General features: G+C 68.5%; 20 protein-coding genes. 6 read left to right on the top strand and 14 right to left on the bottom strand.

Translation table 11 applies throughout. The features are described from left to right. Nucleotides 1–57: 57 nt before the first annotated feature. The 7 genes from C7443_RS11865 to C7443_RS11835 form a co-directional block, all read right to left on the bottom strand. The gene (locus C7443_RS11865; RefSeq protein WP_110018832.1) at nt 58–1,359 is read right to left on the bottom strand and encodes a Ni/Fe hydrogenase subunit alpha; all 1,302 of its coding nucleotides are present in this window, start codon (nt 1,357–1,359) and stop codon (nt 58–60) included. After that, on the bottom strand, nt 1,356–2,141 hold the full coding sequence (locus C7443_RS11860; RefSeq protein WP_110018831.1) for an NADH-quinone oxidoreductase subunit B family protein: 786 nt from the start codon (nt 2,139–2,141) through the stop codon (nt 1,356–1,358). The genes C7443_RS11865 and C7443_RS11860 overlap by 4 nt, the downstream gene beginning before the upstream one ends. Further along, nucleotides 2,138–2,983 carry an FAD/NAD(P)-binding protein gene (locus C7443_RS11855; protein WP_110018830.1) on the bottom strand — a complete coding sequence of 282 codons (846 nt, stop codon included), beginning with the start codon at nt 2,981–2,983 and terminating at the stop codon, nt 2,138–2,140. Before C7443_RS11855 ends, C7443_RS11860 begins: the two co-directional genes overlap by 4 nt. Continuing rightward, complete coding sequence (locus tag C7443_RS11850) at nt 2,980–3,462, bottom strand: cyclic nucleotide-binding domain-containing protein (RefSeq protein ID WP_110018829.1); 483 nt, start codon at nt 3,460–3,462, stop codon at nt 2,980–2,982. The genes C7443_RS11855 and C7443_RS11850 overlap by 4 nt, the downstream gene beginning before the upstream one ends. Nucleotides 3,463–3,490: 28 nt before the next feature. Beyond that, complete coding sequence (locus C7443_RS11845) at nt 3,491–4,579, bottom strand: 4Fe-4S dicluster domain-containing protein (RefSeq protein WP_110018828.1); 1,089 nt, start codon at nt 4,577–4,579, stop codon at nt 3,491–3,493. Beyond that, the gene (locus tag C7443_RS11840; RefSeq protein ID WP_170123594.1) at nt 4,576–5,058 is read right to left on the bottom strand and encodes a hydrogenase maturation protease; all 483 of its coding nucleotides are present in this window, start codon (nt 5,056–5,058) and stop codon (nt 4,576–4,578) included. The genes C7443_RS11845 and C7443_RS11840 overlap by 4 nt, the downstream gene beginning before the upstream one ends. A gap of 115 nt (nt 5,059–5,173) precedes the next feature. Next, nucleotides 5,174–7,456, bottom strand: a complete 2,283-nt coding sequence (locus tag C7443_RS11835) for a bifunctional diguanylate cyclase/phosphodiesterase (RefSeq protein ID WP_170123593.1) — start codon at nt 7,454–7,456, stop codon at nt 5,174–5,176. A 241-nt stretch (nt 7,457–7,697) separates the two neighbouring features. Between C7443_RS11835 and C7443_RS11830 the strand changes: the two genes are divergently transcribed. From C7443_RS11830 to C7443_RS11815, 4 genes are all read left to right on the top strand, one after another. Then, nucleotides 7,698–8,381, top strand: a complete 684-nt coding sequence (locus tag C7443_RS11830; protein WP_246004636.1) for an ABC transporter substrate-binding protein — start codon at nt 7,698–7,700, stop codon at nt 8,379–8,381. A 30-nt stretch (nt 8,382–8,411) separates the two neighbouring features. Further along, the gene (locus C7443_RS11825; protein ID WP_110018824.1) at nt 8,412–8,891 is read left to right on the top strand and encodes a DUF3617 domain-containing protein; all 480 of its coding nucleotides are present in this window, start codon (nt 8,412–8,414) and stop codon (nt 8,889–8,891) included. 76 nt (nt 8,892–8,967) lie between these two features. Beyond that, nucleotides 8,968–9,759, top strand: coding sequence for an ion transporter (locus tag C7443_RS11820; RefSeq protein ID WP_110018823.1), 792 nt, complete (start codon nt 8,968–8,970; stop codon nt 9,757–9,759). Between the two features lie 58 nt (nt 9,760–9,817). Continuing rightward, entirely contained in the window at nt 9,818–10,354 is a 537-nt protein-coding gene (locus C7443_RS11815; protein WP_110018822.1) for a DUF3617 domain-containing protein, read from the top strand. Nucleotides 10,355–10,360: 6 nt separating this feature from the next. Here the strand turns inward: C7443_RS11815 and C7443_RS11810 are convergent, their stop codons facing one another. The 4 genes from C7443_RS11810 to C7443_RS11795 form a co-directional block, all read right to left on the bottom strand. Further along, nucleotides 10,361–10,723: a hypothetical protein gene (locus tag C7443_RS11810; protein WP_110018821.1), complete on the bottom strand. Its 363-nt coding sequence runs from the start codon at nt 10,721–10,723 to the stop codon at nt 10,361–10,363. Between the two features lie 71 nt (nt 10,724–10,794). Next, complete coding sequence (locus C7443_RS11805) at nt 10,795–12,126, bottom strand: hypothetical protein (RefSeq protein WP_110018820.1); 1,332 nt, start codon at nt 12,124–12,126, stop codon at nt 10,795–10,797. Then, nucleotides 12,120–12,416: a DUF2249 domain-containing protein gene (locus C7443_RS11800; RefSeq protein WP_110018819.1), complete on the bottom strand. Its 297-nt coding sequence runs from the start codon at nt 12,414–12,416 to the stop codon at nt 12,120–12,122. The genes C7443_RS11805 and C7443_RS11800 overlap by 7 nt, the downstream gene beginning before the upstream one ends. Nucleotides 12,417–12,421: 5 nt before the next feature. After that, nucleotides 12,422–12,865, bottom strand: coding sequence for a hemerythrin domain-containing protein (locus tag C7443_RS11795; RefSeq protein WP_110018818.1), 444 nt, complete (start codon nt 12,863–12,865; stop codon nt 12,422–12,424). 157 nt (nt 12,866–13,022) lie between these two features. Between C7443_RS11795 and C7443_RS11790 the strand changes: the two genes are divergently transcribed. Beyond that, nucleotides 13,023–13,721, top strand: coding sequence for a Crp/Fnr family transcriptional regulator (locus tag C7443_RS11790; protein ID WP_110018817.1), 699 nt, complete (start codon nt 13,023–13,025; stop codon nt 13,719–13,721). Between the two features lie 151 nt (nt 13,722–13,872). Then, complete coding sequence (locus C7443_RS11785; protein WP_110018816.1) at nt 13,873–15,681, top strand: sensor histidine kinase; 1,809 nt, start codon at nt 13,873–13,875, stop codon at nt 15,679–15,681. Between the two features lie 5 nt (nt 15,682–15,686). Here the strand turns inward: C7443_RS11785 and C7443_RS11780 are convergent, their stop codons facing one another. Genes C7443_RS11780 through C7443_RS11770 form a run of 3 tightly spaced genes read right to left on the bottom strand, consistent with a single transcriptional unit; the run spans nt 15,687 to nt 19,515 of the window. Next, entirely contained in the window at nt 15,687–16,103 is a 417-nt protein-coding gene (locus C7443_RS11780) for a response regulator (RefSeq protein WP_110018815.1), read from the bottom strand. Beyond that, nucleotides 16,100–17,356 (bottom strand): two-component system response regulator, encoded by a 1,257-nt coding sequence (locus tag C7443_RS11775; RefSeq protein ID WP_110018814.1) that lies wholly within the window; start codon nt 17,354–17,356, stop codon nt 16,100–16,102. The genes C7443_RS11780 and C7443_RS11775 overlap by 4 nt, the downstream gene beginning before the upstream one ends. After that, a complete protein-coding gene (locus C7443_RS11770; RefSeq protein WP_110018813.1) occupies nt 17,353–19,515 on the bottom strand; it encodes a sensor histidine kinase in 2,163 nt (720 codons plus the stop codon). Before C7443_RS11770 ends, C7443_RS11775 begins: the two co-directional genes overlap by 4 nt. Nucleotides 19,516–19,766: the final 251 nt, after the last annotated feature.

Below are 19,766 nucleotides of genomic sequence, written 5' to 3'. Positions count from 1 at the left end.
TCCGCGTGGGAGAAGGACTCCGGGCGCTGTTGTTGCAGGGGAATGCAGCCGCCCCGCCTACAGCCTCACCCGCCGCAGGTCGAGGAAGTGGGTCGAGCAGGAAATGCAGGGGTCGTAGTTGCGGATCAGCTGTTCGCAGCCGTGGCGCAGGGTGTCGTCGTCCTGGTCGAGGCGGACTTCCGCGAAGTGGAACAGGTCGGCTTCGATCTGGCGCTGGTTGACCGAGGTCGGCGCGACGATTTTGGCGTCTTCGATCAGGCCGGCGGCGTCGATGGTGTAGCGGTGGTAACAGATACCGCGCGGCGCTTCGGTGGCGCCGTAGCCGGTGCCGGCGCGCGGTGTGACGTCGAGCGCCGCCGCCTCGGGCTCACGGTAGTGCTCGATCAGGCGCGCGGCCTCCTGCAGCGCGTACAGCACTTCGATGCCGCGGGCGAGGATCGCCTTGAACGGGTTGCCGCACATCTCACCGAGGCCGACACGCTCGGCGAGCTCGGCAAGTTCGCCGGGCAGCCGGTCGCGATTGAGGTTGACGCGGGCCAGCGGGCCAAAATGCACCGGCGTGCCGCTGTCGCTGCGCCGGCTCTGCAGCGCCGTGGAATGGCGCACATGCGTCTCGGTGAGCAGTTCGTCGTAGCCGCCGGCAACCGGCAGATCGACGCCTTTGGAACTGAGCAGGCGGCCTTCGGTGATCGGGTACTCGTCGGCGTGGCGCAGGCTGACGAATTCGTAGTCGGTGTTGAAATCCGGGAAGTCGAGGCCGGCCAGGCGATCGAGCGCGTCGCGCATCGCACCCAGGCTCCAGTCGATTTCCGGCAGCAGCGCGCGCAGCGCGGTCCGCCCGGGGGCGCGGTAGAAACCGCCGACGCGCAGGTTGACCGGGTGGATCTCGCGGCCGCCGACCACGCGCATGATCTCGTTGCCGAGCTTTTTCACGCGCAGCGCGGCCTTGACCAGCTCGCCGTGCGTTGCCGCCAGCGCGACGGCATCGGGCACGCCGAGGAAATCCGGCAGGTGCAGCAGGAACATGTGCAGCACGTGGCTTTCGATCCACTCGCCGCAGTAGATCAGCCGGCGCAGCTCGCGCAGCGTGCCGTCGACGTGGACACCACAGGCCATTTCCATCGCCTGCGAAGCGCCGAGCATGTAGGCGATCGGGCAGATGCCGCAGATGCGCGCGGTGACGTCCGGCGCCTCGCGGAAATCGCGCCCGCGCAGGAACGCCTCGAAGAAGCGCGGTGGCTCGTAGATGCGGAATTCCGCACTGAGCAGGCGCTCGCCGTGGATGCGCAGGGTCAACGCGCCCTCGCCCTCGACGCGGGCGAGCGTGTCGACTTCGATCGTGCGGGTCTTGCCGCTCATGCCTCACCCGCCTTGCGGAAGGCATCCGCGCCGGCGTTGAAGGTGTGATACAGCCGCGTGCGCGCCGCCGCATCGACGCCGAGCGTGGCCAGCTGGGCCGACAGCGCCGCGGTGTTGGGTTCTTCCTTCGGCCCGAAGCAGCCGTAGCAGCCGCGCGAGCAGCCCGGACACAGGGCACCGCAGCCGGCCTGCGTCACCGGCCCGAGGCAGGGCGTGCCGTGGGCGACCATCACGCAGACATGGCCCAGGCGTTTGCACTCCTCGCAGACGCTGTAGCGCGGCAGCGGCGGCCGGCGGCCATGCAGCAGCGCCGCCAGCGTGCCGAGCAGCTGCTGCTTGTCGATCGGACAGCCGCGCAGCTCGTAGTCGACGCGCACATGGGCGGCGATCGCCGTCGAGGTGGCCAGCGTGTCGATGTATTCCGGCCGCGCGTAAACGATACGGGCGAACTCGGCAACGTCGCGGAAATTGCGCAGCGCCTGAATGCCGCCGCTGGTGGCACAGGCACCGATGGTCACCAGCACGCGGGCCTGGCGACGGATCTGCTGGATGCGCTGGCGGTCGTGCGGCGTGGTGATCGAGCCCTCGACCAGCACCAGCTCGTAGGGGCCGGGCTGCATCGTCGAGGTGGCTTCCGGGAAGTAGGCAATGTCGACGGCGTCGGCCACGGCGAGCAGCTCGTCCTCGCAGTCGAGCAGCGACAGCTGGCAGCCGTCGCAGGAGGCGAACTTGAACACCGCGAGCCGCGGCTTGCGCGGTGCATCCAGGTGTTTCTTGCTCATAACTCGTCCACCGCGAGCAGGGATTCGATCGCGTCGAGCCGGAACACCGGCCCGTCCTTGCAGACGAAATGCGGGCCGAACTGGCAGTGACCACAGAGGCCGACAGCGCACTTCATATTGCGTTCGAGCGATAGATACATGCGCTCGCGGGCCACGCCGCGGGCTTCGAGGGCGCGGGAGGTGTAGCGCATCATCACCTCCGGCCCGCACATCAGCGCCACGGTGTGCAGCGGGTCGTAACCGCCGCCCTCGACCAGCCGGGTGACGACGCCGACCTTGCCGGCCCAGTCGCGGGTGGCGCGATCGACGGTGACTTCCACCAGCATGTCGAACTCACCACGCCAGCGCTTGAGTTCGGTCTTGAAGAGGATGTCGTCCGGCGTGCGGGCGCCGTAGAACACGCAGACCCGGCCATAGCGGCGGCGATGGCGCAGCGCGTGGTAGATCGCCGGGCGCAGCGGCGCCAGGCCGACGCCGCCGGCGACGATCACCAGATCCATGCCCTCGGCATCGGCCACCGGCCAGTGACTGCCGAACGGGCCGCGCACGCCGATCTCATCGGCCGGCTGCAGCGCGCGCATCGCCTCGGTGACCGGGCCGACGGCGCGGATGGTGTGCACCAGCGGGCCGATCGCGTCCGGGTCGCCGCTGATGCTGATCGGTACTTCCCCAAGGCCGAAGGCATAGAGCATGTTGAACTGCCCCGGGCGAAACGCCGGCATCGCCTCGCCGTCGGCCGGCAGCAGCTCCAGCGTGAAGGTATCGGACAGCTCACGCTTGCAGCGGCTGACCCGATACGGACGCGGCAGCCACAGGCCGGGATCGGCAGCGGCGGTGCTCATCGGCAGGCCTTCACCGGGCGGGCGTACAGGTCAGCGAGCTGCATGCGCGCGGCCATCAGCCGCCGCCCCATCACCGGCACGAAGCGGCGATACAGCTCGTAGCCGAGCGCCGGATCGGCCTCGGCCTTGCTGCGCAGGCAGGCAGCATCGAAAGCCAGCGCACGCACCACGGTCATCGCGTGCGCATCCATGTTCCAGCGATACGGCGGCAGCAGCCACGACCAGCCGAGTACGTCGCCGTCATAAAGGGTGTCGATCAGCAGTGCTTCACGGCCGGGTGAGCGTATTTCCAGCGACACGGTGCCGTAGCGCAGCAGGTAAAAATGCTGGGCCGGCTGGCCGTCACGAAAAATGATCGAGTCCGCGGCGAACATGCAGTTGCTGGCACAGCCGGCCAGGGTTTCCAGCACGGACTCCGGCAGCTCGCCGAGAAACGGGTGCTCACCCAGCATTTGATGGATACGCACAATATCGCCCATGGTCTTTTCCTCCTGTGGTGGGGCGTGCTCAGGCCTGACGTAGCGCAGCGGCTTCCGCTGTGATGTCGATGCCGACCGGACAAGCAGTGATGCAGCGCCCGCAGCCGGTACAGCCGGACACGCCGAACTGCGTCTCCCAGTGTGCGAGCTTATGGGTCAGCCACTGCCGGTAACGTGCGGCGGTACTGGTGCGCACCGTGCCGCCGACGACGTAGGAATGTTCGAGATTGAAGCAGGAGTCCCAATGGCGCACGCGCTCGGCCTCGCTGCCGTCGAGGCTCATGCGGTCTTCGACCTCGGCACAGAAACAGGTCGGACAGACCAGCGTGCAGTTGGCGCAGCCGAGACAGCGCTCGCCGACCTTCTGCCAGTAGGGATGATCGAGGTGCTCGCGCAGCGCGGCAGCCAGACCCTCGTGTTCGATGCGGCGCCCCATCTGCCCGCGGGCGCGGGCGAGACCGGCTTCAAGGGCTTCGTGGTCGGCGGCCGTGGCCTCGACGGCATCGAGCGTATCGAGCAGTGTGGCGCCCACCTGCGAACCGGCCTCGACCAGAAACCGGTGCTGGCCGTCACCGCACAGCTCGGTCAGCGCCAGATCGAAGCCTGCTCCGGCGCGCGGTCCGCTGCCCTGCGAGACACAGAAACAGGTGCCGCCCGCCTCGGTGCAGTTGACGGCGACGATGAAGCACGCCGCCCGCCGCGCCTGGTAGCCGGGGTCATGCACGAACACGCGATCCTGCACGGCGATCGCCGCCAGATCGCAGGCGCGCACGCCGATGAACGCCCGCCGCGGCGCCTCCACGGTCGCGGCTTCGATGCGCATGCCCTGACCGAGACGGCGGGCGCGCAGCAGCACTTCCTGCGGCGGGAACAACCAGCGCTTCCAGCCCTGCGGGCCGGTGACGTAGCCGAAGCGTGCATCGTCACCGCGCGCGGCGACGCGGTAGTGGCCACCGTCCTGCTCGCGGTCGGTCCAGCCGATCGGCAACTCGGCGGCGGATTCGAGTTCGTCGAGCACGATCGCACGATCGCGCAGCCGCGGGCCGATCAGCGTGTAGCCGGCACCGCGCAGCGCGCCGAACAGGGCATCGAGTCCTTCGAGATGCAGACGCTTCATGCTTCCTCCCGCACGCCCTGCGGCGGCGTCAGCCCGAACGCTGGCAGCTCGCTGCGGGCCAGCCCCGCCGCCAGACGCTGCACCGCCGCCCGCACCGCCGCACTCGCCGGCGCGCCCAGCGTGAAATCGGCACCGACGATGGCGAGCAGTTCGAGCCGCGCCGGCAGGCCGCCGAGGACCCGCCCGAGGCGGATCGCTTCAGCCAGCCCACCGGCATGGGTCGACACCGTTGCCGTACTCGGCAGCACTGCGCTCAGTGCATCGAGGCGTAGCAGGCTGCCCGGCGGCAGTGCCGCCCGGGCGGTATCGACGACGAGCACCGCCGCGGCGTCCTCACACAGCGTCAGCAGCTCGCCGCACTCCCCGTTCGCCGCACACAGCTGCCAGCCGGCCGCTGCCCTGTGCTGCAGGGCACGCAGCAGCAGCAGCCCGGCGGCGTCGTCGCCCCGCCAGTCGTGACCGATCCCGATGAGCCGCATCGCGCAAACCATGCCGCATTACGCTAGCCCGCTTGCGTACAGGTGACCAGCCGTCATTCAGCGAAATTCTTTTCGCTTGCGACAGATCAAAACCTGCCGTGTACGTGAATGCTGCTCAGTGGGTCGACTGGCTCAGATGCGGCAGACGCAGCACCGGTGGGCGGTAGTAGCGGAAGGCGCCACGCCCGGCGCTCTTGGCCAGATACATGGCGCTGTCGGCGTTCTGCAGCAGTGTCTCGCAGTCATCGCCGTCGTCGGGCGCCAGCGTGATGCCGATGCTGGCACCGCACTGCACGCTGTGCCCTTCGATGTCGAGCGGCTGCATCAGCGAGCGCAGGATGCGCTGGGCGCTGAACTCGGCGAACTCCGGCGCCTGCAGGTCGGAGAGCACGATGACAAATTCATCACCGCCGAAGCGGCCGACGGTATCGCAGGCGCGCACCGCGTCGCACAGGCGTTGCGCCATGCGGCACAGCAGCTCATCGCCGGCGGCATGACCGAGGCCGTCGTTGATTTCCTTGAAGTGATCGAGGTCGACGAACATCACCGCCACCGCGGTGCGCGTGCGCCGGGCGCGAATCAGCTCGTGCAGCAGGCGGTCGAGCAGCAGCACGCGGTTGGGCAACCCGGTCAGCGCATCGAAGCTCGCCTGGAAGCGCAGTTTTTCTTCGAGGCGCTTGCGCTCGGTGATGTCTTCCTTGATCGCCATGTAATGGTGAATGCGGCCGTCGGCACCGCGGATCGCCGAGATCGAGGCGTATTCCCAGTACATCTCGCCGTTCTTGCGCACATTGTGGAACTCGCCGTGCCATTCGCCGCCGGCACTGATGGTCTGCCACAGATCGGTGTACTGCTCGGCGCGCGTGTAGCCGGACTTGAGCAGGCTCGGCTTGCGGCCGATGACTTCCTCGCGCGAGTAGCCGGTGACCAGCTCGAACTTGCGGTTGACGAATTCGATGTTGCCGCCCAGATCGGTGATCACCACCGAGGCCGGGCTCTGCTCGACGGCCAGCGACATCATGCGCAGCGTGTCTTCCTGCGCTTTGTACTCGGTCAGATCGGTCATCACGCCGACCAGGCCGATGATCTGGCCGTCGTCGTCGCGGTACGGCGCCTTGCGAAACAGCACGTGATGCGTCTGCCCGTCGGCATAGTCGACGCGGCTTTCATAGGCCGAGGAATCTTTGCTGCCTTCGAACAGCGCCGAATCGGCGAGCGTATGCGGCGCCGCCTGGCTGGCACGCGGCAGCAGCTCGTTGACGGTCATCTGCTGCAGATCGCGCTCACTGACGCCGAACGCCACCTCGAAGGCCGGATTGCAGCCCTGGTAGCGCCCCGCGGCATCCTTGTAATAGACCGGACTCGGCATCGCGTTGAGCAGCCCGCGCTGCAGCGCCAGCGCGGCCTTCAGGCGCGCACCGATGCGCTCGCGGCGGCGTACCTGCATGAACAGCGAGCGGGCAAACACCAGCAGGACCAGCAGGGCGCCGCCGGCGACGATGCCCTGCTCGCGCAGCGTCGCGTACCAGTCGGCCAGCGCGGCTTGCTTGCTCTGAGCGACGCCCAGCATCACCGGCCACTGCATCGTCGCGCGGAAGCTGATCAGCTGCACGCTGGACTCGGCCGGCGAGTCCCACTCGACGACACCGTGACCGAGCCCGGTACGGGCCTCGCGCACCGCCGGCCACTGGGCATCGCGAAAACCCGGCGGCAGCGCCGCATCGTTCGGCTCGCGCACCAGCAGCGTGCCATCGATCAGCCACAGCGAGATGCGCAACGGCCGATCGTGACCGAGCGGAGAAAAAAAGCGGCGGAAGTAGTCTGGATTGAGCGCCGCCACCAGCACGCTGCCGGAGAAGCCTTCGCCGCGCAGGCCGGCGGCCATCGGTACCAGCCACAGACCGCTGCTCTCCGCGATCTCAGCGTTTTCACCGAAATAGCGGCCACGCTCCGGACGCGCCAGACGCACGCTGCCCGGCGCCTCGTGGGCCAGCACGAACCAGTCGCGCGTGCCCAGCCCCTCGACCTCGCTGGCGCGCGAACGCGGCGCTGAATCACCGAGCACGCGGCCGCTGCCGTCGAGCAGCAGCAGCTGGCGCACCAGCGGCGCGTCAACGATGCGTTCGCGCAGCAGTGCATCGATCGCCGTGCGCTCCGTCGGCCGGGTCGTGCGCTGCAGCAGTTCAGCGGTGCTGTTGAGCATCAGTTCCACGCTGTCGAAGGAGTGGCGAGTGTGCTCCTCCAGCAGCTGAGCGACCTGCGCCTGGTTGCGCAGGGCGTCATTCAGCGTCTGTCCATAGCCGATATACAGGTTGCGCCCGAGCATCACCGCGGCGATGAGCACGACGAACGTGCAGAAGACGATGGTTGCGGTGCTGGCTTTATGCAGCAAGCGCATGGGATTGGGCATCGGCGGGCACTGACTGTTGAAGATTAGGCATCGGCGCTATCGTCTGCGGCCAGGCACTCGCTGCGCGGGTGTGCGCGTGGCGGCGGATTATAGTTTTGGAAGGTGCACTCCAGTGACGGTATTTAAAAAACAACTGATTCACATGGCCGCGGGACTGCTGCTCACCTTGAGTGGCGTAGCAGCCGCGGCATCGCATCTCGAGCGAGTCCTCGCAACCAAGGAGCTGCGCGTGTGCATCTGGCCGGACTATTTCGCCGTCACCTACCGTGACCCGCGCACTGGCATGCTCGGCGGCATCGACATCGACCTGGCCCGTGAACTGGCACATGAACTCGACGCCCAGCTGACCTTCGTCGATTCGAGCTTCGCAACGCTGATCAGTGACCTGCAGGCCGATCGCTGTGACGTGGCGATGTTCGGCATCGCCACCACGCTGCGCCGGGCGCGCGACCTGACGTTCACGCAGCCGCACCTGAGCTCCGGCATCTATGCCATCGCCACCCGCACGCAGACGCGCATCCGCCGCTGGGAGGACATCGACCGCAAGGGCGTGATCGTCGCCGTGCAGGCCGGCACCTACATGCAGCCGGTGATGCAGCAGACGCTGAAGAACGCCACGCTGTCGGTCGTCGACGGTCCGCTGGCACGCGAGCACGAGGTCCAGGCCGGCCGCGCCGACGTGTTCATGACCGACTACCCGTACAGCCAGCGCATGCTCGCCACCTACGACTGGGCACAGCGCATCGAGCCGGCACAGCCGTTCGCGCCGACCCCCTACGCCTGGGCCATCGCCCGCGGTGACTTCGACTGGCTGAACTACCTCAACCTGTTCATCGCCACCATCAAGCACGACGGCCGCCTCGCCGCCGCGGCCGAGCGCAACGGCCTGAGTGCCATCGTCATCCACGACTGAACGCCCTTCGTCACCGCCCGGACAGTGCCGATGCCACACACCTCCCCTCTGCTGCCGCTGCTGCTGCTCGTCGCCGGCACCGCCAGCGCCGGCGAACTGCCCGCACGCCGGCCCGGCCTGTGGGAAACCACCGTGTCGATCGCGTCGATGGCGGGCAGTGCGCCGGCCATGCGCATGTGCATCGACGCCGCCACCGACGATCTGCTGTCCCGCGACGAGAGTCGCGGACAGCGCTGCCAGCGCGTCGAAGTCCGACGCGAGGGCGAGCGCTACCGGATCAGGGCGGTATGCCGGCTCGCCGCGACGACGAGCACCACCGAGGGCTTTTTCGAAGGCGACTTCAACCGCCGCTACCACGGCGAGCTGCAGACGCACTACACGCCGGCGCAGCACGGCATGGCGCCCACGAAGGTGCTGCTCGACGGCCGCTGGCTCGGCCCCTGCCCGGCCGACCTGCGCCCCGGCGACATGCTGCTGCCCGACGGCCGCCGCGTGCAGCTGCATCCCTGAAGGCCGCGTGGACGGTGCGGCGCCGATCCGGGCTAAGCTTCGGGGCCCGACCCACGCCGCGAACGGAGCAAGACACATGGCTCTGCGCCTGTCACGACACGACTGGGACGACAGCGACCTGTCGCCATACGAACTGTTCATGCTGGCGCTGTGTCTGTATGCGCTGGCCTCGCTCGGCCTGGAAACCTTCCTGCCGCTCGACACGGCCACGGTCGAGATCCTCGATGTCGGCGACAACGTGCTCTGCGTGTTCTTCTTCGCCGATTTTCTGATGAACCTCGCCCGCACGCAGGCGCGCTGGCGCTACCTGCGCACCTGGGGCTGGATCGACCTGCTCTCCAGCATCCCGGTCAGCGACGTGCTGATGATCGGCCGCGTGGCGCGGGTATTCCGCATCCTGCGGGCGATCCGCGCCGCGCGCGCGGTGATGAGCTTCGTGCTGTCGAAGCGCCCGAACGCTGCCTTCCTCGCCGTCGCCTCGGTCTCGCTGCTGCTGATCTTCGCCGGCGCCGCCGCAGTGCTGCGCTTCGAAGCGGCCAGCGCCGACGGCAACATCCATTCGCCGGCCGATGCGCTGTGGTGGGCGGTGGTGACGGTGACCACCGTCGGCTACGGCGACCGCTATCCGGTCAGCGACGGCGGACGCATCGTCGGTGCGCTGCTGATGTTTGCCGGCGTGGGCCTGTTCGGCACGCTCTCCGGCCTGATCGCCGCCTGGCTGCTCGGCCCGTCGAGCGCCGGCGAAAACGAAGAACTGGCAACGCTGCGCCGCGAGATCGGTGAGATCCGCGCCACACTCGACCGGCTCGCGCCCGGCCGCGACAGGCCCGCCGAAACGCCGCCGAGCCCGAGCGAACCAAAGCCGTGAACTCCGCCGCCCGCCGCACGCCTTAGTCACCATCGTCACCCTGCAGGAGTCCTTTCCCATGCCAGCCGCCTTTCGTCTACCGCTGATCGCCACCCTGCTCGCCTGCACACCGAACGCGTTCGCTGCCGAACTGCCCGCCGACATGCCGCAGCGCAAATCCGGCCTGTGGGAAGTACAGGCGACGATGGCCGGCATGCCGATGCCGCTGCCGGCGGCCCAGATCTGCGTCGATCAGCAGACCGACCGCATCTGGGAGCAGCAAGGCCGCCAGCATGCACGCCGCGATTGTCAGAAGATCGACATCCGTCGCGAAGGCAACCGTTACCTCGTCGACACCGTCTGCAAGGTGCAGCAGTCGACGGCCACCACGCACGGCTACTTCGAAGGCGCCTTCGACACCCATTACCGCGGCGAGATGCAGACCACCTTCGCGCCGCCGCTGCACGGCCGCGAGCAGATCGCGATGCAGATCGACGGCCGCTGGCTCGGTGAATGCAAGCCCGGGCAGAAACCCGGCGAGGTCAGCGTGCCGGCGCTCAAAGGCATGGACGTGCAGCAGCTGCAGCAGATGATGAAGCAGTACCAGCAGCACTGAGGCGCGTCAGGGCGCGAAGGCGAACAGCTCGGGCTGGCTCTCGCGATGCACGCGCAGCCAGCTCAAGGTCTCCACCACCAGCACGTTGAGCGCCTGCCACAGCGCCAGTCGCTCCTGCGCGGCATCGGCGCCGTCACCGAGAATCAGCGCCGTGCGCGCCCAGTCGTTCCAGGCCAGCTCCGGCAGCCGCTCGCGCAGCAGCGGCGGTGCGCCGGCCAGCGTCGAGGCCAGCAGGCAGACCTGGCGGCGCACCTCCTGACGGGTCAGCCGCGAGCGGAAGAATTCCTCTTCGCTCAGTCCCTCGACGATAGTGAGGATATCGGTCCCCGTCCGTTCGACGAGGCTCAGCAATGCCGCGCTTTCCAGCATGGTGTGTCGCTCCACGAAATCGCCCCAGCAAGCCGCTGACCGCCCGGTGTGCCGGGCGGCCGCCACTCGCTTCAAGCACGCGACGTGCCAGCCGACGGCGACGGCATCGCATCCAGCTCGCGCCGCCACCTCCGCCAGGTACGCAGCGCCGCCAGCAGGTTGAGCCCCAGCCCGATCCAGGCGAACGCCCAGAGCAGTCCGGCGATTCGTGTCAGTGCCGGCCACAGCACCGCGAGACAGAGCAGCAGACAGGCCAGCGCGTGCAGCCGCCAGTGGCCGCGCATGCGGGCGGCCGGCACCAGCTCGCGCAGGTTCGGCGGCTGGCGGCCGCGGGCGACGGCGCGCACGCGGGCCGACAGATCGAGCCAGATCAGGAACGCAACGATGCGCTGCAGCATGCCGGCCATCAGCGTCGGCGCGAACACCGCCAGCCACAGCACACCGAGCAGCAGCTCGTAGCGCGGATCGGCCCACAGCGCCGGCCACAGATAGCCGAGCAGCCCGCCGGCGGCCGCCAGCGCGGCGGCGGCAAGCGCCAGCTTCCAGTAATCGAGCCAGACATCGGGCAGCTTGCGCCGGCGCGTGTGCTGCAGCCACAGCGTGCTGGCGGCGAAGGCGATGACCGCCAAGGCCGCCAGCGCAGCAAGCAGCAGACGCACGGCATACGGCAGCGGCCACCAGGCCCCGAGGCTGGCGACCGTGAGCACGCCGAACAGCGTCGGCGCCAGCGCACGGCGCTGCCAGAGCGGATACGGCGCGCAGACCGAAAACATCGGCACCACCTGATAGGCGACGGCGATCACCAGCAGGCCGACCCAGCCGAGCGCGGCCCAGCCGGCATGCAGATCGGTCAGCGAGCGATACAGCGGCCACCAGCCGGCATGCCCGCCGGCCAGCGCAAAGCCGAGGCCGAGCGTGAGCAGCAAAGCCAGCGCCGCCAGCACCATCGCCTGCGCCGTCTCCCCGCTGCGCGGTGCACGCAGAAAACCCGGTGCCGCCGCGGCCACGAACAACGCCAGCGCCACCGCCAACGCCAGGGCGCCGGCCTGCAGCAGGGACGGCTGCGTGAGCGCAAAACCCGTCACCAGCAGCAGCGTGCCGCCAACCAGCGCGGCGTGGATCAGCGGCGCCCACAGGCCGACGCGGCGCACGCGCGCGCCGAACAGGACCGGCAGCATCTGCAGCAGCGAACCGAGCATGCCGGTCATCAGCACGCCGAGCGCCAGCAGGTGCACCCAGGCCAGCGTCAGCGGCTGCCAGCGGCTGACCACCAGCGCCGACCCGCCCGCGAGCAGCAGGAGCGCGGCCAGCACGCCGAACAGCGGCACGCTGAGCAGAAAAAGCAGCGGCAGGCGCAGCGGTGGCGAGGCGCCGAGATCGAGTGCCGCGGCGTTCATCAGCATGACCCTGACAGCGGATTGTCGTGGCTGGCGGCGCAGGCGGCACTGGCGAGCGGATCGCTGAGATGCCAGAGCAGCGCCTCGTAGACGCCGGCGCCGTTGCGCAGGATGCGCCAGGCACACTGCCGCTCCAGCAGATGGGCATACAGCGGATACGGTTCGCGGCGATGGATCAGGTGCAGGTATTCGCCGGCCTGCAGCGCATCGAGCGCATCGAGCGCGATGAACAGCGGCTCCGGCGCCTCCAGCTCGCTGACGTCGAGCCGGCATTCACGCGCGCGCGGCGTCGACATCGTGCTCAGCTCAGCTTGAGCGCGCGCAGGCGCTCGCACAGCGGTTCGAGCTCCGCCGCCAGCAGACGCTCGGCCATCGGGTAGAGCACCTGTTCTTCTTTCATGTTGTGCTGCTGCAGCAGGATCATCAGCGTGTCGGCGTAACCGAGCCAGGCGTCGCCGTCCTCGCGCTCGGTGGCGGCCTCCAGCGCCTCAAGCAGCTCACGCACCTGGTCGTGCTCGTCGCGCATGACCGCCGTCGGCCCCTGACTGATACCGCTGGCGCTCTCGAACGCCGGGAACAGCACCGCCTCCTCGCGGGCGAAGTGGGTCAGCACCTCGCTGCTGTAGCGGGCCAGCGGCGGGCGCACGGCCGGCCAGTCGCCCTGCGCAACGGCGCTCTCGGCAATGGCGAAAGCAGCATCGCAGTGACGGTGTTCATGTATCAGGTATTCGCTGAGGTTCGGCATCGCCGGCATCTCCACGGGCAGGTTCACAGGCAGGTGGCGATGCTCGGTGCTGGCGGCGGCGGGCTCCTTAACCTGCATCAAGACGCGGCCGCCACCCCGCGGCCCGCGGCCCGGTGGTAATAATCAGCCACTGCACCCGAGCCACGGACCCGCCGCAATGAATCAGCCGTCCCTGAATCCCGCAGACCTCGACCACCTGCTGCGCCAGACGCATCTGTTTTCCAGCCTCGACGACGCACAGCTGGCGCAGGTGCGCGGCGGCCTGCGCGTGCTGCAGCTCGACGAGGGCCAGCGCCTGTTCGACGCCGGGCAGAACGCCGAGCGCTTTTTTCTGGTCGCCAGCGGCCGCATCAAGCTCTACCGCGTCTCCGCCGACGGCAATGAGAAAGTCGTCGAGCTGATCGGTCCCGGGCAGACCTTCGCCGAGGCGGTGATGTTCATGCAGCGCCACGACTACCCGGTCAGCGCCGCGGCGCTGGCGGCATCGCAGGTGGTCTCCTTCGACGGTCGCGGCTTCTACGCGCTGCTCAGCGACTCGCCGCGGCTGTGCCTGACGATGCTCGGCGAGATGAGCATGCGCCTGCACGCCCGCATCAACGAGATCGATCACCTGACGCTGCAGAACGCGACCTTCCGCGTCGTCCACTACCTGTGCGACACGCTTGAGGAAAACGGCGGCAATCAGGGCACGATCGATCTGACGACGCCGAAGAACATCATCGCCTCGCGGGTCTCGATCAAGCCGGAGACCTTCTCGCGCATCCTGCGCAACCTCGCCGACGCCGGCATCGTCACCATCGAAGGCAAGCGCATCGTCGTCCATGACTGCCAGGCCCTGCGCGCCTTCGGTCGCTGAGCCGGCACCGCCGACCTGCGGACAATGGCACCGTTTTTGACAAATCTCGTGCGCGGCTGATGGCAAGTTGCCATCCCGCAGCCCGTCGTGACGCCTAGACTTATCCGCAGCCGAGCAACCCCTCGTCCATCCACCCGGTACCGCGCAGCGCATGAGCCCCCAGATACGACAGCCCAGTGAGGCGAGTGAAGCGATCGGCAACGCTTATTTCGAGGCGCTGGTCGAGCGGCTGGCACGGGCGCTCGATGCCGAGTACGCGCTGGTCGGTCGGCTGAGCACCGATCACAGCCACATCGACATCATCGCCGCGCACGTCGCGCCCGGTGCCGACGGGCTGCCGGACAGCTATCCGATCAGTGATTCGCCGTGCGCCGATGCCATCACCCAGGGCACGCTGCTGCTGGCGAGCGGCGCCCAGGCGAGCTACCCGGAACACGCGGCGCTGCGGCAGTTCGGTATCGACGGCTATGGCGCCACGGCACTGCACCGCCGGGACGGTCGCGTGTTCGGCATCCTCGCGGTGATGACCCGGCACGCCTTCCAGCAGCCGGAACTGGTACGCGCGCTGCTCGAAGCCCACGCCGAGCGCACCGCCGCCGAGATCGAACGGGCCGATGCCGATGCCCGCCTGCGCCGCAGCGACGAGACCCTGCGCCGGCATCAGGCGGCGCTGTGGCGCATCGTCCACGAGGAGCTGCTGTTCGGCGCCGACTCGCTGCAGGCCCTGCGCCGCATCGCACAGATCGTCCTTGCCAGTCTGGAGGCCGATCACGCCAGCATCTGGCAGGCCAGCGCGGACTATCAGCGCCTGGACTGCCTGGTCAGCGTCCCCGAAGCGGCGCCGACACCGCTGCCGCAGATGCTGGCTGCGCAGCATGCGGAGTTCTTCGAGGCGCTGCGCGCGCGCGGCGTGCTCGACTGCGGCCTCGCCAACGAGCTGTCGCTGAGCTGCTCGACGCCGCACCACGCGAGCGCCGCGGCGCCGGCCGAACCCAACCCCTGCGGCCACACCATCGTGCTGCGCGTCAGCAACGGCCCGCAGATGCTCGGCATGCTCTGCGTGCGCTACTGCCGGGCGGAATATGCCTGGAATCTCGAAGAAGCCGGTTTCGCCCGCTCGGTCTCGCACCTGCTGGCGCTGGCCTTCGTCTCCGAGGCGGCGCGCGCCTCGGAACACCGCTACCGCGAGCTGTACGCCTCGATGGAACAGCAGATCGAACAGCGCCTGCGCGATGCCCAGCGCCAGCAGGACGAGCTGATCGAGCAGCAGCGCCAGTTCGTCTACCTCGCCTCGCACGAGCTGCGCACGCCGCTGGCGATCATCGACAGCGCCGCGCAGCGCCTGCTGCGCCGCGCCGACACCCTGCACCCGGACGAGCTGCGCGAGCGTCTGGGCAAAATCCGCGCGGCGGTCACGCGCATGCTCAATCTGGTCGATTCGACGCTCGATACCGCCCGCTTCGAAAGCGGCAACGTCGACTTCCGCCCGCAGCCGATGAGCCTGTACAAGCTGCTGCACACGATCTGCCTGCAGCATCAGGAGCTCAGCCCGCTGCACCACATCATCCTGGAAACCGCCCAGCTGCCGCAGACCATCGACGCCGACCCGGCGCTGCTGCAGCAGGTGTTCGCCAATCTGGTGAGCAACGCCATCAAATACGCGCCGAACGGCGGTGAGATCCGCATCAGCGCGCAGGTCGACAGCCACGACGCCACCGTCACCATCCGCGTCTGCGATCAGGGCCTCGGCATTCCGCGCGACGAACTGCCGCGGCTGTTCAACCGCTTCTTCCGCGCCAGCACGGCGGCCGGCATCGCCGGCACCGGCATCGGTCTGGCGCTCACCCGCCAGATCGTCGAGCTGCACGGCGGCCACATCGAAGTCGACAGCGACATCGGCCTCGGCACCACCGTCAGCGTCACGCTGCCGCTGCGGACCGTGGCTGCGACGCCGGGCTGACGCGCTCAGGCCTGCGAACGCGAGCCGGCGCGCGCCAGCCGCCAGCGGATGGCGCGTGCCAGATCGTCGTAATCGATCGGTTTTTTCAGGATGTGCGGTGTTTCCCCGGGCGGCAGCGCGCGCAGCATCTGCGCCGAGGACAGGGCCGTAAGAAACAGGAACGGCACCTGCGCCAGCGCCGGCGTGCGCTGGCAGGCAAAGAAGAGATCGGCACCGCCCATGCGCGGCATCATGATGTCGGTGAGCACCAGATCGGGGCACTCGGCCTGCGCCAGGGCCAGCGCCTGCACACCGTCCTTCGCGCCCTGCACGCGGTAGCCGAGGTCTTCGAGCTCCTCGATCAGGTAGGTGAGCAGCTCGGCCTCGTCTTCGACCACCAGCAGCCGTTCACCCTGCGCGGCCGCCACCGCCGGCCCGCTCATGGCGTCCACCCGCGCACGAAGGCGATGAAGGCCTCGATCGGCAGCGGCCGGGCGATCAGGTAGCCCTGCACGCTGTCACAGCCGAGCGCGCGCAGCGCTTCGAGCTGCTGCTCGGTTTCCACGCCTTCGGCAACGGTGTGCAGACCGAGGGCGCGGGCCAGCGTGATGACGCTGTCGACGATCTGGCGGTCGACCGGGTTGTCGGTCAGGCCGGTGATGAAACTGCGGTCGATCTTGAGCACGTCGAGCGGAAAGGCGCGCAGGTACGCCAGCGTCGAGTAGCCGGTACCGAAATCGTCGACCGACACCGCGATACCGAGCGCGCGCAGGCTCGCCAGCGCCGCCGCCGCGCTGCCGCAATCCCCGATCACCGAGGTCTCGGTGACTTCGACCTCGACACGCTGCGGACCGAGCGCATGGCGTTCGAGCGCCTGGCGCACGCGCTCGCTGAAATCGCCGCGCAGATCGGCCGCCGAGGCATTGAAGGCGACCGGCAGTTCGATGCCGGCGCTGCCCAGCACCTGTACCAGCCGGGCGGTTTCCTGCAGCACCCAGTCGCTGACCCGCGCCGTCAGGCCGCTGCGTTCGAGGATCGGGATGAACAGCGCCGGCGACAGCGGGCCGTGGGCGGCGCTGTTCCAGCGCAGCAGAGCCTCGGCGCCGATCAGGCGGTTGTCCTTGAGCCGCAGCTTCGGCTGCAGGTGCAGGGTGAACTCGCCGGCCGCCAGCGCGGTGTTGACGCTCGACTCGATGTAGCGCACCAGCGAGAGTTCGGCACTTGGTGCGGCCGGCGGCGCCTCGACGTTTTCACGCAGGCGGGCGATGCGCTGTTCGAGTTCGGCGACGCGAGCCTCGGCGCGCTCACGCACGCGCCGGGTGTTGCGCAGGCGGGCTTCGACGGTGGCCAGCAGGATGTCGAAGTCGACCGGCTTGACCAGATAGTCATCGGCACCGAGGCGGCGGCCGCGCAGCTCGTTGTCGCGGTCGCCGTAGGCGGTGAGGAAGATGAACGGCAGCTCGGCGCGCTCGTCCTCGCAGCCGCGCAGGCGTTCGAGCACATCCAGGCCGCTGAGGTGCGGCATGTTGATGTCGCAGATCACCAGCGCCGGACGCACCCGCTCGATCACCGCCAGCGCTTCATCGCCATCGCCGGCTTCATGGACCTGATAACCGGCATCGCTCAGCTCCTCGACCAGATCGAGGCGGATCGCGGCTTCGTCTTCGACACAGACGATCACTTCACGCTGGCTCATGCGGCCTCCCGCTGTGCGTTGCGACCGGCCGGTTCCAGCGGCAGCTCGATCTCGACGCGGGTGCCGTGCCCGAGTTCACTGCTGATGTGGATGCCGCCACCGAGCAGCTGCAGGAAATGGTGGGCGAGGTACAGGCCGAGGCCGGTGCCGTGTGCCCGCAGCCCGGCGCTGCCGCGGTAGAAGCGCTCGAAGACGTGTTCGAGCTCCTGCGCCGGGATGCCTTCGCCGTTGTCCTCGACGTAGATCAGCACCCGCTCGCCCCGCGCGGCGGCGCCGATGCGCACCGTCGAGCCGATCGGCGAGTAGCGGGCAGCGTTCTCGCAGACCGCCGACAGGGCCACGCGCAGCAGGCCGCGATCGCCGTGGACGGTGACATCGAGGCCGTCCTCCAGCGTAAAGCCGTGTTCCGGGTAGGCGCTGGCCTGCGTGCCGACGACTTCGTCGACCAGCTCGCGCAGCGCCACCGGCGCGAAGCTGCGCTCGATCTGGTTTTCCTCCAGGCGGGCGAAATTCAGCGCGCTGTCCATGACATCGACCAGGCGGCCGACCGCGCGGCGCAGGCTCTGCGCCCGCTCGACGATCTTCTCCGGCGTCAACCGCGTGGCACGGCGCTCGAAGGTCTGCGCCACGCCGTCGATGATCGTCAGCGGCGTGCGGAATTCGTGCGAGACGACGTTGATGAACTGGCGCTGCATGTCACCGAGACGGCGCTCGCTGTCGAGCGCTTTGCGCATCGCCGCCTCGGCCTCGACCACCGCGGCATAGGCTTCGCCGAGCCGCGTGCCCATCGCCACCAGTTGCGTGCCGACGGTCTGCAGTTCGGCGACCTCGTAATCGGGCGCCGGCTGCGCGTAGTCACCGGCACCGATGCGCGTGATCAGGCGTTCGATGTCGCCGAGCGGCGCGGCGACGCGGGCGCTCATCGCCCGGGCGCGGGCGCGCAGATAAAAGAAAAAGCCCAGGTAGAAGACGAACAGACCGGCGACCATCAGCCAGCCGACCGTGGTCAGCTTTTCACGCAGGGTGTTGGCCTCGGCGAGGATGCTGCTCTCCGGCGCCACCACCACCAGCCGCCAGTCGGGGCCGTCGATCCGCGACCACGAAGCCAGATGCCGCTCGCCATGCAGCGTGATCGGCACACTGCCCCGCTCATCGCTGGCCAGCGCGTGCGCCAGTGCCGCGAGATCGGCGCGCTTGCCGATGTTGAAGTCATCGGGCTTGAAGGTATCCGAGCGGATCGCCTCGGCGTAGCTGTGGCGGGTCAGCTCCTTGAGGCCGAAATCCTGCTCGCCGAGCGGCGGCAGCGCGAGGATCGTCCCGTCGCGGCTGACCAGCAGCGCGTAGCCATCCCAGGGCAGGCGCAGGTTCAGCACCTGATGGACGATGGTGTCGATGGTGACGTCGATGCCGACCACCCCTTCGAGAAAATCACTGCCGGCGCGGTAGACCGGCGCGATCGATGACACCATCCAGCCGGCACCGGCGGGGTCGACGTAGGCGTCGGTCCACACCGCCTTGCGCTGCGGGTTATGGGCGAGATCGGCCTCGTAGTAAAAGTTGAAGCTCGGGATGTCCATCTTCGCCGGGTACTGCGTCAGCACGTCGAAGTAGGGATAGATGCGGTTGTACGACTCGCGGGTGTTCAGATAGACCTGCGTCACCAGCGGGTTGCTTTCCTTGATGCTCTGCATCAGCGGATCGAGCTGCGCGCTGCGCCACACCGTCTCCAGCTGCTGCGGCCCGACCGGCACGATGCCGCTGAAAAAGCTCGCCGCACCGCCGTCATCGCTGATCGAATAAAACGTGCCGTCACGCCCGAAGGCATGGCGCGCCTGTTCGGCTGCACTCGGCGTCACCGGAGTCGCCAGCGCGTGCCGGGCCTGGCGGACGAACACCCGCGTCAGATCGGTGACGGCATTGAGCTTTTCACCGATCGCGCGCGCCTCGCGCTGCGCGGCCTGATCCAGCTCATCGTGCGAGAGCCGGCTGACCGTCTCGACGTTGCGCTGGTAGGTGACCTGATTCGACACCCAGTAAACGCCGATGAAGCTCAGCTCGATGACCAGCAGGGGCACCACCGCCGCCCGCAGATACGACTGCCACAACCAGCTCGACAGCGGTAAGCGCTCGGCACGCCCATGAGCAGCGGGATTGTTCATCGCGCCTTCTGCCCCCTTCACAGTGTCTCTCTCAAACCGTCCGCTCCTGCGCGAACTGCCCCGTACAGCAGCGGAAAACTGCCATGCCGCTCGCCCACTGACAATCGCCGCGCCGGCGCGAAGCAGGACTTAACGTTCAACCGCCGGCCACGGCTGCACAGCCACCGTGACGAGGCCGCGTATCCACGTAAAGAGCATGAAAAATACCGGCGCCCCGGCACCCGCCCTGCTACCTCGAAACGATGAACGAA

The sequence above is a fragment of the Plasticicumulans acidivorans genome, assembly GCF_003182095.1.
Lineage (GTDB): Bacteria > Pseudomonadota > Gammaproteobacteria > Competibacterales > Competibacteraceae > Plasticicumulans > Plasticicumulans acidivorans.
Note: the sequence above shows the minus strand (reverse complement) of the source record. Positions and strands in the feature narration are given on the sequence as shown.